Consider the following 14,601-nt stretch of genomic DNA (forward strand, 5'->3'; position numbering starts at 1 on the left):
GGGACAGAACCGGCGCCCTCACGCGTGGCTCACCCCTCTGAAGGGATGGGTGTACGCGCCCAACAGTGGCCCCGGCAGGCCGACTTGACGATTTCTTGACCGTCGCCCGGTCGCTCCGGGACCAGTCGAGTGACAGATACCGAGGGCCGGGCGCCGCCCAGCAGAGTGATGACCACGGGCAGCACGCCGGCCCCGGGAAACCGATCCGGGGCAGCGGGAGCGTCCGCTCAGTGAAACCGACCGAGGGAGTGGGTATGACGGTTGCGGAGACGGAAGGCGCCGCGCACGCCCTGGCGACCTATGAACCACTCGCCCGCTTCTACGACTTGTTCACCCGGCACGACGACTACCCGCGGTGGTGCGCGCTCCTCGACGGCCTGCTGCGCCGCCACGGCGTGACGGGCCGACGCCTCCTGGACGTGGCCTGCGGCACCGGCAAGAGCACGACAGCCTTCCGCGACCTGGGCTACCAGGTGTCCGGCATCGACCTGAGCGCGGCGATGATCGCCGAGGCACGCGCCAAGGAAGCGAACCGCGGCATCTCCTTCCAGCAGGGTGACATGCGCAGCCTGCCGGGTCCGGGCTCGGACCACGACGTCGTGCTGTGCATGGACGACGCCGTGAACAACCTCCTCAGTGCGGCGGAACTCGGCTCCGCGCTGGCCGGCACGGCGCGCGCCCTGCACCCTGGCGGGCTGCTGCTGTTCGATGTGAACACCACTCGCACGTACCGGAGTTGGTACGCGTCCGACGAGGTGACACACGAACCGGACACCGTCTTCGTCTGGCAGGGCCATTGCTCGCCCGATCATCCGGCGGGCGGCCTCGCCCGAGCCGATCTCACGGTCTTCGCCCGGGACGGCGCCGGCCCGTTGTGGCGGCGTTCGGACGCTCCGCACGTGCAGCGCCACCATCCCGAGCCCCTCCTGCGCGCGGCGCTGCGCTCGGCCGGGCTCGACGTCCTCGGCGTCCTCGGCATGCGTCCCGGGACGGCTGCCGTGGACGACACGCTCGACGAGGAGCGGCATCACAAGGCGATCGTCATCGCCCGTCGGCCCCTCACCGGCTGACCCCTGAGTTCCGGTCGCCTTCGGGTGGCCGGTGCACCAATCACCATGTCCCTTCATGGAAAGGAAGTACTGATCATGGAGCACACCGAGGAGACCATCGTCGTTTTCGACACCGAGGAAGCCGCTGACACCTGTGGCGTCCGGACCGGCACCAAGGCGCGCTGATCCCGGCCCGGGCAGGGCCCGCCGCTTCGGCGGGCCCTGCCCGGGCTCAGCCGCATCCCGGGCTTCCCACACCCTGTCGTGCCGAGACGAGGATCCATGCGACTGATCAGAGGAGAGGCGAACTGGTGGTGCCTGTCCGGGCGGAAGGTGGCCAAGCTGCCATCGTCGGCCGTGACCGAGGACGGCGCACTCACCCCCAAAGCACGGGCCGAACTCGACGGCACGGGCTTCTTCGCCGCACCGCCGGTGGACCGCTTCCATCTCACCGTGCTCACCAGCAGCGCCTGCAACCTGGGCTGCGCCTACTGCTTCCAGAACACCGGGGCCGCCCCGGAGGGTACGTACCGTCCGCCGCGCATCCCGCAGATCAACATCGGCGCCCCGGTCATCGACGAGATACTGGAATTCGTCCGGGACCGCATGGCGGCGGCCGTCCTCGACAAGCTGCATCTGCTGCTCTTCGGCGGTGAACCGCTGCTCAACCGTCAGGGCTGCTACACCCTCCTGGAACGGGCCGCCCATCGCGGCCTCGCCTCGGCCGAGATGATCACCAATGGCACCCTGCTGACCGCCGACACCGCGCGCACCCTCGAAGGGCTGGGGCTCGGGCGGGTACAGATCACCTTCGACGGCGCCCGCGAGCACCACGACCTGAGCCGGGTGAACCGGATGGGCCGCGGCACGTACGACAAGATCGTGCGGAACGTCTCGCGCAGCGCCGAGGCGACCGGCATCGCGTGGCACTTCCGCATCAACGTCGCCACCCCGTCGATCGACGGCATCGACGCGCTCATCGACGACCTGGCGGCCCACACGCCCACCGAGCGGTGCGCGATCAGCTTCGCCACCGTCGACGACGTGGGTGTCGGCTACGCGTACGCCCCGGCCGCCACCGCCGCGCTCGCGCAGCGGCGCAAGGGGTGGAACGCGCGGGCGCTGGCGCACGGTTTCTCGGTCCCGCTGCCCCAGTCCATCAGCCGCTGCCCCTACTGTGCGCTGCGCGGTGGTGCGACCGGCGCGGTCGTCAACGCCGACGGCACTCTGTACAGCTGCTGGGAGTCGGCGGGCAAGGAGGGCTGGGAGGTCGGCGACGCCCGGTCCGGTTATCTGCCGGACGAGGTCATCGAACCCCGCTGGGTCGCCTGCGACTACGACGTACGGCTCACACCCGAGGCGGCAGACGCCGAGGAACGGATCGGCGACGAGGTGGACGCGGCCCTCCTGGACCTCATGTATCTCAGCGGCAAGCTGAGCTCCAAGTGAGCGAGGTGCCACTCGCCTCACCGGCGCGGGCCGCGGACCGCGCCGACATCCCCGTCGCGGCACGCGGGCCGCTGGCGCGTCTCGCGCTGGCGACCTGGATCTCGGCGGTGGGCGACAGTTTCACGACGGTGGCACTCGCTCTGGCGGTGGCCGGGCTGCCCGGCTCCGGGGCCGGCGCGGTCGCCGCCGTCACGGCGCCCGTCGTGGTCGGCACGCTCATGAGTGTGCTGGTTGGTGGCGGGCTCTGCGACCGCTGGAGCCCCAGGTCGTTGATGGCGGGCGCGGAACTGACGTGCTGTGCGATGCAGATGGCCACCTTCCTGCTCCTGGTGTCGGGGCCCGGCAGAAACATGCTGTGGGCGCTCGGCGCGCTGTCGTTCGCCCGGGGTCTGGCCAGCGGTGTCCTGGGACCCGCCGCCCGTGCGGCGCTGCCGCGCGTGGTGCCCGCGCCCGCCCTGCGCCGCGCCAACGCCGTGCTGCGCACCGGAATGTCGCTGAGCCTGATCATCGGCCCGGCGCTGGCGGGCTGGTGCGCCGCCGCCTTCGGCACCGCACAGGCGATCGCCGCCGACGCCGTGTCCTGCCTCGTGGCGGCGGCTCTGCTCTACCGCCTCCCGGCACCCGTCGTGGCGCCGTCGGGCACCCCAGTCCGGGGGTTCTGGCGCGAGCTGCGCGAGGGCCTCGGCGAAGTCGTGGGCCGGCGCTGGCTCCTTCTGGTCATCGGCCAGGCCGCCGTACTGAATCTGGTGGCCCTCGGGCCCCTCCAGGTACTGGCCCCCCTCGCGGCCGAGCAGGACTACGCGGGGGCGCGAGGGTACGCCGCGTTCCTCACCAGCGCGGGCATCGGCGCGGTGCTGGGCGGCATGCTCATGCTGCGCTGGGCGCCGAAGCACCCGGTCCTGCTGTGCTCGGCCGTGACCGCGGTCTTCTGTCTGCCCCTCCTCGGCCTCGCGGCCCACGGCCCGTCGTGGCTGGTGATGGCGGCCTATGGATTGCTCGGCGTGGCGGAGGCCGTCTTCGCCGTCCTGTGGTCCACGGCATTGCAGCGCGATGTGCCGCCCCGGGTCCTGGGCCGGGTGAGCGCCTGGGACTTCCTGGGGTCCTTCGCCTCGCTGCCGCTGGGCATGGCTCTCACCGGACCGGCGACGGCCGCCCTCGGCCTCGACCGCACCCTGCTGGCCGTGGGGGTGGCGGGCTGCTGCGTCGCGGTGGGGCCGCTGCTGTGGCCCCGCGCGCGGGGTGCGCTGCGGACCGTGTGACCCCCGCGCCCTGGAGCGCCTTCCTTCCGTCACGCGTCGCCGTCCCTCGATGCGCGCCTGCCCCTCGCGCCCCGCCGGGGCACGCGCCCTCTCCCCCGCATCCGCTTGCCGAAGGAGATGCCATGCCAGCCGCCGAACCGCCGATGTTCTCCTGCGCGCAGACGGTGACGGTCCGGCTGCCCGTACGCCCACGCGTACGGGTCGGGCAGTACGGGGTGCCCGTGGCAGCCAGCTCCCCGGACCAGGGCGAAAGGTCCTTGCCGCCCGGCTCCCCCGACCAGGACGAGATGCCCGTGGCACCCGGCTCCCCGGCCGAGAGCGAAAGGCCCCTGGCGCCCAACTGGCCTGACGAAGCTGCCCAGTTGGTCGCCTACCTGGCCACGGCGGCCCGGGACGAACTCCTCGTGGAGGCCATCACCCTGTCCAGCCCCTCGCTGAGGCAGCGCCTCGACCAGCTGCGTACCGGCCCGCGCCCCGGCCCGGCGGCCCTCCGCAAAGCCGCGCGCGCCGTCGCCGGATACCAGCTGCGGATGGCTTCGCGCCCCACCCCGTTCGGCACCTTCGCGGCCGTGGCACTGGCCCGCATCGGCGCGCCGGGGGAGAACACGCGGGTCACGCTCGGCGGGGCCCACCGACGAGCGGCACGCCCGGACGCGCAGTGGCTGCTCACCCTGGTCTCCCAGTGGGAGCAACGCCCCGACGTCGCCGACCGGCTGCGGGTGGTGGCCAACTCGCTCGCCACGGTGCGCGGCGAGCGGATCGTACTGAGCCATGTGGCGTCCCTCAAGACCGAACGCCTGGTCCGGGGCACCGCACAGGACACGTTCTTCGAAATAGCCCTGCCGCGAACCGAGTTGACCTCCTCAGCCCTTGAGCTGGCCCAACGCCCGCTCCCTTTGCGCGCGTTGCGGGAGGCGCTGAGTGCGCGCTTCGCTCCGGACGCGGTCGACGCCACCCTGGCCACGCTCGTACGGCGGGAATTCCTGCTGACCGAAGCACGCCCCGCCGCACACGAGCAGGACCCGATCGGCGCGGTCCTCGACCGGCTCGACGGCCTTCCCGGCGTGCCCGAACTGCCGGCCCTGCGAGAAGTACGCGTCTCGCTCGCCCGGTACTCCAGCGCCCCGGCGGACGGCGCGCTCCGCGCCCTGGAGCGGGCCCGCGAAGCCATGGGCGAGCTGCTGCCCGGCGAAACCACGCCGATCCAGGTGGACCTGGCGGCCGACGCGGACATCGTGCTGCCCGCCGAGGTGGCACGCGAAGCGGAACATGCCGCGGAAGCCCTGTGGCGGCTCTCGCCCCCCGGGCCGCCTAACCACCTACGGGCCTACTACGAGGAGTTCACCGAGGTCTACGGAACCGAGGTCGCGGTTCCGCTCCGCGAACTCCTCGATCCGGACACGGGCCTCGGCCCCCCACAGGACTACCGGCACCCACCGGTCCTGCGACAGCGCAAGGCGACGCCTCCCCACCCGGAGGCACCACAGCGCGCGCGGCTCCTCGCCGACCTGGTCTTCGAGGCGGTCCGTACAGGCATCCAGGAGGTGACGCTCGACGCGGAGTCCTTCGACCGGCTCGACCGCACCGCCAAGGACAGCGAAGCCGCGGAACCGCCGCCCTCCACGGACTTCCCCGCCCGCCTGCTGGCCCGAAGCGCCGGCGAACTGGACGCGGGAAACTTCCGGCTGTGGCTCACCACGGGGCCGGGCTCGGACCTGGCGGGCGCCGCGTCGTCCCGCTTCGCCCACGCCCTGGGACCGACCGGGACCGAGCGGCTCGGCGACGTGGCACGGCGCTCCGCCCGACGGTACTCGCCTGCGCTGACCGCACAACTGGAGTGCCGCCCCTCCCCGTTCCGCAGCGAGAACATCACGCGGCTGCCGCAATGGACGGACCACCGGCTGCCCGTCGGCCTGTACGCCGACCCCGCCGATCCGCACACCATCACCCTGTCCGATCTGGCGGTGGTGGCCGACGACCATCGCCTGCGACTGGTCTCGCTCAGCCGCGCCAGCGAGATCGTGCCGCTCTCCTTCCACATGCTGGAGTTCGAACGGCACGCCCCCAACCTCGCCCGGTTCCTCACCGAGCTGCCGCTGACCGGGGTACGGCCCTGGCGGAGCTGGGACTGGGGCGCGCTGTCGGCGGCTCCCTTTCTGCCACGTGTCCGGTGCGGCCGAACCGTCCTGACCGCCGCCCGCTGGCGCCTCGATGACCGCCTGTGCCCACCCACCATGCCCGAACCACGTTCCTGGGCAACGGAGTTCGCGTCCTGGGCCGAGCGGTCCGGCTTGCCGCGCCGCGTGCTCCTCGGTACCGGCGACCAGCGGGTGGAGATCGATGCGAGCCGACCGGCCCACGTGGAGCTGGTCCGTCGGGAGGCGGCCCGGGGGCTGCCGCTCACACTGGAGGAAGCACCCTTTCTGCCCGGCCCGCAGGGCCCCGAGCCGGGGGACGGCTGGCTGACCGGCCCGGCCGGCGCACACACCAGCGAGGTGATCTTCCCTCTGCTCACCCGGCTACCGCTCGCCACCTCCCGCCCGGGACGGCCACAGCCCGTCGAACCGCCGCACCCCGTGGGTGGCCCCTGGCTCTACGCCAAGCTGTACGCCACATACGAACGGCACGACGAGGTGATCGCGGCCCACCTGCCCGATCTGCTCGCGCACCTGGTCGGCCACGTCGACCGCTGGTTCTTCCTTCGGTACGGCGACCCGGACCCTCATCTGCGACTACGGTTCCACGGCCGTGCCGAGCTGCTGGCACGCGAGGCGCTGCCGCGTCTGCACGCCTGGGCCGGCCGGCTGCGTGCGGCCGGGCTCCTGCGGCGCATGGTTGTGGACGAGTACCGGCCGGAGACGGCCCGCTACGGCGGCCCGCAGGCACTCGAACTCGCCGAGCGGGTGTTCCAGGCCGACAGCGAGCTGGTGTCGGCCCAGCTCGCGGCGCTGCGCGCCGGCTCACTCCACGGCGATCCGGTCGTCCTGTGCGCGGTCAACCAGCTGGACGCCCTGCGCGCGATGGCCGGCCCCGAGCCCTGGGCCCCCTGGCTCCTGGCGCGGTATCCGCGCGTTCCGCACACCGCGTCCTCCCGCAAGCGGCAGCGGCTCCTGGACCAACTCCTGGACGACGCAACCGACTTGCTCGCCCCCGGTGCCCTTGACCCTGCCCCTGCCCCTGCCCCGACGCTGGCGCGTCTCGTCGGTCCCGGCCGGCTGGCCGCGGCCTCGAGGGTCCGCGCCGAAGCCCTCGCCGAGTACGGGCGCGTACTGCGGGGTCTCGGCCAGGGCCTCAACGCCGAGGAGGGGCGAACCACTCCCCTGCCGTCGATCCTGCACCTGCACTACAACCGGGCGCTGTGCATCCCGCCCGCGGCGGAGGACACGGTTCTGGCCCTGGTCCGCAATGCCGTACAGGCCCGCCTCGACAGGCGGGCCCAGCGACCCTGACATGAGGGCGCAGCTCCAGAGGAACAGGCTCCCCCCGGCTGTCCGCGCCGAGCGCTCGCGAGGCGGAGAGGCGCACCCGGTCGCCGCGCCGCTCACGCGGGGCGGACGACGGACGGACGACGCCAGTCCCGCGCCGGGCCGCTCACGAGGGCGGCCGAGGAACAGGCGACGCCGGTGGAGCCACAGGTGCCTCGGTTCCCGCCAGCCCGTTCCGTACCCTGGGAGGCATGCGCATGCGTCCCACTCTCAGCTGGACCCCCACCGGGGAGGCCCCGCCCGGCACCACGGATGTGGGGCCGGTCACCGAGGCGCTGAGCAGCGGGGGCGTACTCGTGCTCAGCGGGGCGGGGATCTCGACGGAGTCGGGCATCCCGGACTACCGGGGCGAGGGCGGAAGCCTGAGCCGGCACACCCCGATGACGTACCAGGACTTCACCGCGAGCACTCAGGCCCGGCGCCGGTACTGGGCCCGCGGCCACCTCGGCTGGCGCACCTTCGGCCGGGCCCGCCCCAACAGTGGGCACCGGGCCGTGGCCGCCTTCGAACGGCACGGCCTGCTCGCGGGAGTGATCACCCAGAACGTCGACGGCCTGCACCAGGCCGCTGGCAGCGAGAATGTCGTGGAGCTCCATGGCAGCCTCGAACGGGTCGTCTGTTTGTCCTGCGGCGCGATCAGCCCGCGCCGCACGTTGGCGAGAAGGCTGGAGGAGGCCAACGCGGGCTTCGAGCCGAAGGCAGCCACCATCAACCCGGACGGTGACGCCGATCTCACCGACGAGCAGGCCCGGGACTTCCGGGTGCTGTCCTGCACGGTGTGCGACGGCATCCTCAAACCGGACGTGGTGTTCTTCGGCGAAAGCGTGCCGCCGCAGCGGGTCGAACGCTGCCGCGCGATGGTCCGCGAGGCGTCCGCGCTGCTGGTCCTCGGCTCCTCTCTGACGGTGATGTCCGGTCTCCGATTCGTCCGCCAGGCAGCCCAGGCCGACCGGCCAGTGCTGATCGTCAACCGGGATCCGACCCGGGGCGACCAGTACGCCGTCACGCGCGTCGCCCTCCCCCTGGGCGCGGCCCTCACCGCCGTGGCGGACCAGCTGGGTGTCACGGTCGACAAGTGAATCCGCCGCGCAGGCGCGCGGCGGGGCGCCTCGTCCGCGTGGCGGAACGACGGGGCGGCGGGGCGGCGTGAGCCGGCCACCTGCCGGGCCCCCGCCCCCCCCTCCCGGAGAGGTACCTGCAGGCCACGAGGGACCAGGGCCGACGAGCAACGGCAGCAGGAGCGGGAGTCGGGCCACGGTGGCGGGCGCTGCCCACCGCGGCTTCTGGCGCGGTGTTATTTGTCGATCGTGATGTCGGTGAAGCTGATGAGGAACCGGCGAGCTGCTCTTCGCCAGCGACTACCACCGGGGCGCCACCCGAAGGCAGCCATAGCGTCGCGCACGAGTTCGGCAGCGTCACCGGGGTCCCGGCGGCGGCGTCAGGCGGGGACGTCAGAGGAGTTCGTCGTCCGGGAAGAGGTCGAGCAGCGCTTTGCCGTCCAGATCCGGTGGCACGGCCCTTTCGTCGGACAGGAGCTGCTCCGCCCAGATGATCTTTCCTTCGGCGGTGTAGCGGGTGCCCCAGCGCTCGGACATCCGGGCGACCAGGAACAGCCCGCGGCCTCCCTCGTCCGTCGTGGCCGCGTACCGCAGATGGGGCGATGTGCTGCTGCCGTCGGTCACTTCGCAGGTCAGGACCTGGTCGTGCAGCAGCCGTACCCTGATGGGCGGGGAGCCGTAGCGGATCGCGTTGGTGAGCAGCTCGCTCAGGATCAGTTCCGTACCGAACTCCAGGTCCGCAAGTCCCCATTCCCTGACCTTCGCGGCAGCCGCGGCCCGCATCCCGGCGACGGCGCTGGGGACGGGCGGCACGTCCCATTCCGCGACCCGGTCGGGTCCCAGGGCCCGGGTACGGGCGACCAGCAGCGCCACGTCGTCCTTCGCGCGGCCGGGCAGCAGCGCGCCGAGCACGTCCTGGCAGGTCTGCTCCGGTGTGCGGTCGGTACGGGAGAGCGCCTGGCGCAGCAGTTCCATGCCGGCGTCGATGTCCCGGGTGCGGTCCTCGATCAGCCCGTCGGTGTAGAAGACGAGCCGGCTGCCCTCCTCGATGTCCATTTCCATGGTCTCGAACGGCATGGTGCCGAGCCCGAGCGGCGGTCCGGCCGGGATGTCGGGGAACTCGACGCTTCCGTCGGGGCGGACCACGGCGGGCAGCGGATGCCCAGCGCGGGCGAAGCAGCAGCGGCGGGTGACCGGGTTGTAGACCGCGTACAAGCAGGTGGCCCCGGTTATCGCTGAGCCCTCCAGCCCGCCTGCGGCACCCGCCTCGTCCTGGTCGATACGACTCACCAGCTCGTCGAGGTGGCTGAGGAGTTCGTCGGGCGGCTGGTCCAGCGTGGAGAAGTTGTGCACCGCGGTGCGCAGGCGCCCCATCGTCGCCGCCGCGTGCAGGCCGTGGCCGACGACGTCGCCGACGACCAGGGCCACGCGGCTGCCCGGCAGCGGGATCACGTCGAACCAGTCGCCGCCTACCCCGGACTGCGCGGGCAGGTAGCGGTGTGCCACCTCGACGGCGCTGTGCCGGGGCAGTGCCCGCGGCAGCAGGCTGCGCTGGAGCGTCACGGCCAGGGCATGCTCGCGGGTGTAGCGGCGGGCGTTGTCCACGGACACCGCGGCGCGGGCGACCAGTTCCTCGGCCAGGGAGAGGTCGTCCTCGTCGAACGGCTCGGGCTTCTCCGAGCGCCAGAAGTTGGCCACCCCCAGCACGGCCCCGCGGGCCTGGAGGGGGACGGTGATGAGCGAGTGGATGCCGTAGCCGATGATGTCTTCCGTACGCTCCGGGTCCTGCGCCTGCCAGCCCGGCGCCCGCGCCAGGTCCGGCACCAGCTCGGCGTGCCCGCTGCCGAACCCGCGGGCCTGCGGGGTCGACGGAAGGAACTCGATCAGCTGGCCGCACTCGTACAGCGGGTGGTCGTCGCGGATACCGCTGACGGCGGTCCGGCGCATCTCCGAGCTCGTGGGGTTGGGCTCCTCCCCGCCCAGCACCGGGTCGGGCAGGTCGACGGTCACGAAGTCGGCGAAGGCGGGCACCGCGACCTCGGCCAGTTCCTCGGCCGTGCGTCTGACGTCCAGCGTGGTACCGATGCCGACCCCCGCGTCGTACAGCAGCCGCAGCCGCTCGCGCGCCACCTCTGCCCGGCTCGTGAGCGCCCGCAGCTCCGTGGAGTCGCGGATGGTAGCGACAGTCCCCATCGGGCCCCCGGGGCCGTCGGTGGGCCGCTGGTTCACCACCAGCAGCCGGTCCCCGGCCGCATGGACCTCGTCGGTGGCCTCCCGGCCGGACGCCAGCAGCTCGGCTGTGGCGGGATCAAGTCCTTCCAGCTCCGCGACCGGGCGTCCCTCGGAGTCGGGGGCCAGTCCCAGCAGCCGCCGGGCCTCGTCGTTGGCGAGCAGCACCGTCCCGTCGCCCGCGACGATGACGACGCCTTCCCGCACGGCATGCAGGACCGCGTCGTGGTGCTCGTACATGCGGGTCATCTCCGCCGGGTCGAGCCCGTGAGTCTGGCGCCTGAGGCGTCTGGTGGCCAGCGCGGTGCCGCCAGTGGCCAACGCGAGGCCCACCGCGCCTGTGCCCAGAACGACGATCAGCTGGTGGTCGGTCTCGCTGCTCACATTGCGGACCTTGAGACCGGCCGAGACCAGGCCCACCACCCTGCCGCCCGGTGCGGTCACCGGCACCACCGCCTGCACCTCGCGGCCCAGGGGTCCCCGCACGGTCTCGACGAGGACCTCGCCCGCCAGGGACGGTCCGATGGTGCCCACGAAACGCTTCCCGATCCGATCCGGCAGCGGATGCGTGTAGCGGATGCCCTCGGTGTCCATCACCACGATGAAGTCCACGTGCGCCGCCCTGCGGGTCTCCTCAGTGATCGGCTGGAGCACCTTGGAGGGATCGGGTGAATTCATGGCCGCGATGAGCCCCGGCGAGTGGGCGAACGTCTCCGCGACGGCGACCGAGCGGTTCTTGGCCTCGTTGTCGAGATCGCGCCTGGTCTGCAGCGCGAGCGCCAGAATCGCGCCGATGACGAGCAGGACGACGACTGCCACCTGGAGGATGAAGACCTGCCCGGCGACACTTCTGGGGCGCTTGGGGAGCAGCGACCGAACCGACACGCCCCGTAGTCGGCCGAAACGCCTGATCACACAATCTGTTCTACACCCCTGTACGCCCGGTCCGCCGGGCAAGCCATAAACGTAATTCCAGCCCCGGTACTGGTAGGAGCCGGCGATCGAGTAGTCGGTGTTCCCTGCGACGACAGGCGAGGCTTCGTAATGCGGGCCAAGCCGTGGATCGTAGAACGGTTCTTCGCCCACCTGCTACGAAGTCGCCGTCTCGTGAGCGACTTCGAGCGTGCCATCGCCAGGTCGACGACAGTCTGCCTCACCCAGGTCCCGCTGTTCGGCCACTGAACCCGCGCCCAGGGATTGTCACGTGCGGCGCTCTAGGTGAGACCGAGGGTTGCCAGTGCGGTTGTCCAGTCCCTCACGCTCACGTTCTGTGCCGCGGCGAGCTGCGCCTTGCCGGAACAGATGGCTATGTGGAGTTTGGATTCGACGCTGTCTTTGGGGTTGTTGGGGCCTGCGCCGGCTTTATGGCCGGGAGAGGGCGGCTCCAGCCAGAGGTTGCGGAGGGCGTCGGGGTCCCCGCCCAGTTCCAGGCTGATCAGGTGGTCGTATTCGGCATCGTGCAGGGAGCCTGCGTAGCCGTAGGGCTTGACGCTCGCTGCCTCCTCCGCGTCCGTGACGCTGGCAGGCGGCCGGATCGTCGCCGTGTATCCCGACCGGCAGATCGTCGTCTTCAGCGTCCAGCCAGGCGCGAAAGGCGGGGTCGGGCTCGTTGTCGTACGTCGCTCCGGTCTCGGGATCGAGGTAGCCCCAGGCGCCCTGACGTCCGGCGCCGCACAGCATGAGCGTGCAGGAGATCGGCAAGACAACCCTCGCCGGCACGGCTGAGGACCGTGCAAGCGGCCCGCGTGACGCTCGCGGCCCTGCTGAGTTCGACGTCTCCACGCCCAGTGCCGTGCATCCTGCGGGTCTGCCAAACGTTCGGTGCAACCCGGCAGTTGGGGTTACTGGCGGGTTGCACCGAACGTTTGGCAGACCCGCACCCGCTGCCTCGACATGCAGCACAGTCCAGTGGATGGTGGCGCAGACCGTCTCACCAGGGTCTGCGCGGGCAAGTACGGCCGATGGGGGCAGGTCTGAGTGTTGCCCGACGGTCACGAGACCTCAATGGAGGAGCCGCCGCCCGACGTCCGCTCGCCAACGGCTGCCGCCCCCTTCTCAGCCCCGGACCGCCATACCTGAACGCTGCCACCACGGGTTGCGCCACGTCCAGGACCAGCTCACCACCCAGCCCCGCCGCCCGGTGTGCCAGCGCCTCCACCTGGACAGTGGTCGTAGCCGGCCCGGCTCCCGCCTCGGATACCGTGTTCCTCTACGGGGTGCCATAACGGATGTGACGCCCCCCACCGGAGGTAGTCAGCGTATGAGTTCAAAGCGCAGCAAGAATCCAGCCCTGCCCGTACTTGACGACGCATTCCGGCTCGAGTCGGTCAAGGGCGCCGAAGAGTCCGCCCGTGACTTGGTTGCGCGGCTGGCCACCACCGAGCTGCGCCGCGTTTCCCACCCGGGCCGACTCACCTGGGATCCCACCGATCAGGCCGAGCCCGTACCGGTCCCGCCGACTGTGGTCGACGGTGACGGGGACCTGTGGCTGCGGGACCGGGGCACTGGCACCTGGACCATGCCCGAGTTCAACCCGAAGGAGTTCCCGGACCGCTGTGGCGAGGTGCTGACGTGGGCCCAGCTTGCCCGCGAGTTCGGCCCGCTGACCGCACTGGCCGACGACCGCCGCATCGGCGGCGGCCGACGCTGACCGCGCAGCCTTCAGGGATGCCCGCGCCCCTGAAGCGCTGGTTACGGGTAGCTGGGAGCTCCAGCTCACCATCAGCGGCGGAGGTCACCGAGGCTCATGTTTCAGATCTCCCGGAGATGTCAGAGAGTGTTCCCTCGGTCTCCGTGCCGTGACGCTGTGGGCACCGCGCCGGGTCGTTGGCAGCGACCCCGCCGTCCCGGCTTGGCGGCCGTGCCGGTGTCTGGGCTGTACGTCAGAGCCGGATCCTGTCCCGGGCCCGGGCATGCTACGTGCGGTCCGCGCTCTTCGCGGCCGGCTTGATGTCCCTGCACTGCGGGGACCTCTCATGCAAGGCGGTCTGCACCAGCAGCTCACCCAGATCAGCACGCGGCCTCGCAGCCCTCTCCCGCAGCACCTGGCATCCCGGACAGTTCTTCTTCATACGCCTCATCGTGAAGAGTTCGAGCGTCACAGGGCGGCACCGAACCGCCTGAACCGCACCCCAGCTCACCAGGGCCCTTCCCTCACGAGCAGCGCACGGTGCGCCATGTGAGCGGGGCGGGGCTGTGCAGTCACAGCTGGACAGCCCCGCCCCGCTGACGTCACGAGATCACGACGGCGTGGACCGGACGCGGTGAGGGAGGTCAGGCCACGCTGATGTTCTCGGCCTGCGGGCCCTTCTGTCCCTGCGTGACGTCGAACGTCACCATCTGGCCCTCCTGGAGCTCACGGAAGCCCGAGGAGTTGATCGCGGAGTAGTGGGCGAAGACGTCCGGGCCACCCCCGTCCTGGGCGATGAAGCCGAAGCCCTTCTCCGCGTTGAACCACTTCACAGTTCCCGTAGCCATATCTGATGCCTTCCAGTCGAGTACGCCTCCCACACCGCGTGAAAGACGGAGGTGGTCGCCCTGGTTCCTGCGGCACAGCACAGCAAAATGCCCACACCTAGGCGTGGGCAAAGGGGAAATCCGAACCACGACATCTGACACAGACGCTACCCGCCCGCACACGCTGTCACACAGGAAACGGGCACGTGTCCGTGTGCAGAGCTCGGCCGCCCACTCAACGTGGCTGGGACTGGTGGGCTCCTGCCTATGGCGTACGGGCTTCTGGCCATCAACAATCGGTAGATGGCGAACAACGGCGAGGGCGGCTGGCGCCCGCGGGACAGCAAGCACCCTTGGCGACCTCCCAAGGAGGGGCGGCCCCTCCACCCTGAGAGCGGCGATGGTCCTGGCAGGTCGCGGACGCCGCAAAGCGTCGGCGGCTGGATCGCACTCATCGCGATGATCCTTTGGACCCTTGGCGCGATCCAATGGAACAGCCAAGGCTGCACCTTCTTTCCCACCTCCTACCGTTTGGTCATCCAACACGGATTCCCAAGCTCCTACGACAAGTGCAGCAGCGAGACCGAGCAGGGCACCGTCAAGGACAACTGACTCC

The 14,601-nt window shown here is 71.3% G+C and carries 9 protein-coding genes; 7 read left to right on the forward strand and 2 right to left on the reverse strand.

Going from position 1 to position 14,601, the window contains the following annotated elements:
* Window positions 1–254 precede the first annotated feature (254 nt).
* From N4G70_RS33915 to N4G70_RS33935, 5 genes are all read left to right on the forward strand, one after another.
* A complete protein-coding gene (locus N4G70_RS33915) occupies window positions 255–1,070 on the forward strand; it encodes a class I SAM-dependent methyltransferase (RefSeq protein WP_261716620.1) in 816 nt (271 codons plus the stop codon).
* Between the two features lie 261 nt (window positions 1,071–1,331).
* Complete coding sequence (locus tag N4G70_RS33920) at window positions 1,332–2,498, forward strand: radical SAM protein (RefSeq protein WP_261716621.1); 1,167 nt, start codon at window positions 1,332–1,334, stop codon at window positions 2,496–2,498.
* A complete protein-coding gene (locus N4G70_RS33925; RefSeq protein WP_261716622.1) occupies window positions 2,495–3,757 on the forward strand; it encodes an MFS transporter in 1,263 nt (420 codons plus the stop codon). Before N4G70_RS33920 ends, N4G70_RS33925 begins: the two co-directional genes overlap by 4 nt.
* Before the next feature lie 122 nt (window positions 3,758–3,879).
* A complete protein-coding gene (locus N4G70_RS33930; protein WP_261716623.1) occupies window positions 3,880–7,206 on the forward strand; it encodes a lantibiotic dehydratase in 3,327 nt (1,108 codons plus the stop codon).
* A 227-nt stretch (window positions 7,207–7,433) separates the two neighbouring features.
* Window positions 7,434–8,321 (forward strand): NAD-dependent protein deacetylase, encoded by an 888-nt coding sequence (locus N4G70_RS33935; protein ID WP_261716624.1) that lies wholly within the window; start codon window positions 7,434–7,436, stop codon window positions 8,319–8,321.
* Window positions 8,322–8,693: 372 nt separating this feature from the next.
* Here N4G70_RS33935 and N4G70_RS33940 read toward each other — a convergent pair whose 3' ends face one another.
* A complete protein-coding gene (locus N4G70_RS33940; RefSeq protein WP_261716625.1) occupies window positions 8,694–11,414 on the reverse strand; it encodes a SpoIIE family protein phosphatase/ATP-binding protein in 2,721 nt (906 codons plus the stop codon).
* Window positions 11,415–12,789: 1,375 nt separating this feature from the next.
* Between N4G70_RS33940 and N4G70_RS33950 the strand changes: the two genes are divergently transcribed.
* On the forward strand, window positions 12,790–13,179 hold the full coding sequence (locus tag N4G70_RS33950) for a hypothetical protein (protein WP_261716626.1): 390 nt from the start codon (window positions 12,790–12,792) through the stop codon (window positions 13,177–13,179).
* Between the two features lie 623 nt (window positions 13,180–13,802).
* Here the strand turns inward: N4G70_RS33950 and N4G70_RS33955 are convergent.
* Window positions 13,803–14,006 carry a cold-shock protein gene (locus N4G70_RS33955; protein WP_120726785.1) on the reverse strand — a complete coding sequence of 68 codons (204 nt, stop codon included), beginning with the start codon at window positions 14,004–14,006 and terminating at the stop codon, window positions 13,803–13,805.
* A gap of 282 nt (window positions 14,007–14,288) precedes the next feature.
* On the opposite strand from N4G70_RS33955, the gene N4G70_RS33960 reads away from it, so the two are divergent.
* On the forward strand, window positions 14,289–14,597 hold the full coding sequence (locus N4G70_RS33960) for a hypothetical protein (RefSeq protein WP_261716627.1): 309 nt from the start codon (window positions 14,289–14,291) through the stop codon (window positions 14,595–14,597).
* Window positions 14,598–14,601: the final 4 nt, after the last annotated feature.

This window comes from Streptomyces sp. ASQP_92, assembly GCF_025399895.1.
Taxonomy (GTDB): domain Bacteria; phylum Actinomycetota; class Actinomycetes; order Streptomycetales; family Streptomycetaceae; genus Streptomyces.

Bases quoted from the DNA above. Each gene is read 5' to 3' on its own strand.
- N4G70_RS33915 (WP_261716620.1), top strand. From the start codon at position 255: ATGACGGTTGCGGAGACGGAAGGCGCCGCGCACGCCCTGGCGACCTAT.
- N4G70_RS33920 (WP_261716621.1), top strand. From the start codon at position 1,332: ATGCGACTGATCAGAGGAGAGGCGAACTGGTGGTGCCTGTCCGGGCGG.
- N4G70_RS33930 (WP_261716623.1), top strand. From the start codon at position 3,880: ATGCCAGCCGCCGAACCGCCGATGTTCTCCTGCGCGCAGACGGTGACG.
- N4G70_RS33935 (WP_261716624.1), top strand. From the start codon at position 7,434: ATGCGCATGCGTCCCACTCTCAGCTGGACCCCCACCGGGGAGGCCCCG.
- N4G70_RS33950 (WP_261716626.1), top strand. From the start codon at position 12,790: ATGAGTTCAAAGCGCAGCAAGAATCCAGCCCTGCCCGTACTTGACGAC.
- N4G70_RS33955 (WP_120726785.1), bottom strand. From the start codon at position 14,006: ATGGCTACGGGAACTGTGAAGTGGTTCAACGCGGAGAAGGGCTTCGGC.
- N4G70_RS33960 (WP_261716627.1), top strand. From the start codon at position 14,289: ATGGCGAACAACGGCGAGGGCGGCTGGCGCCCGCGGGACAGCAAGCAC.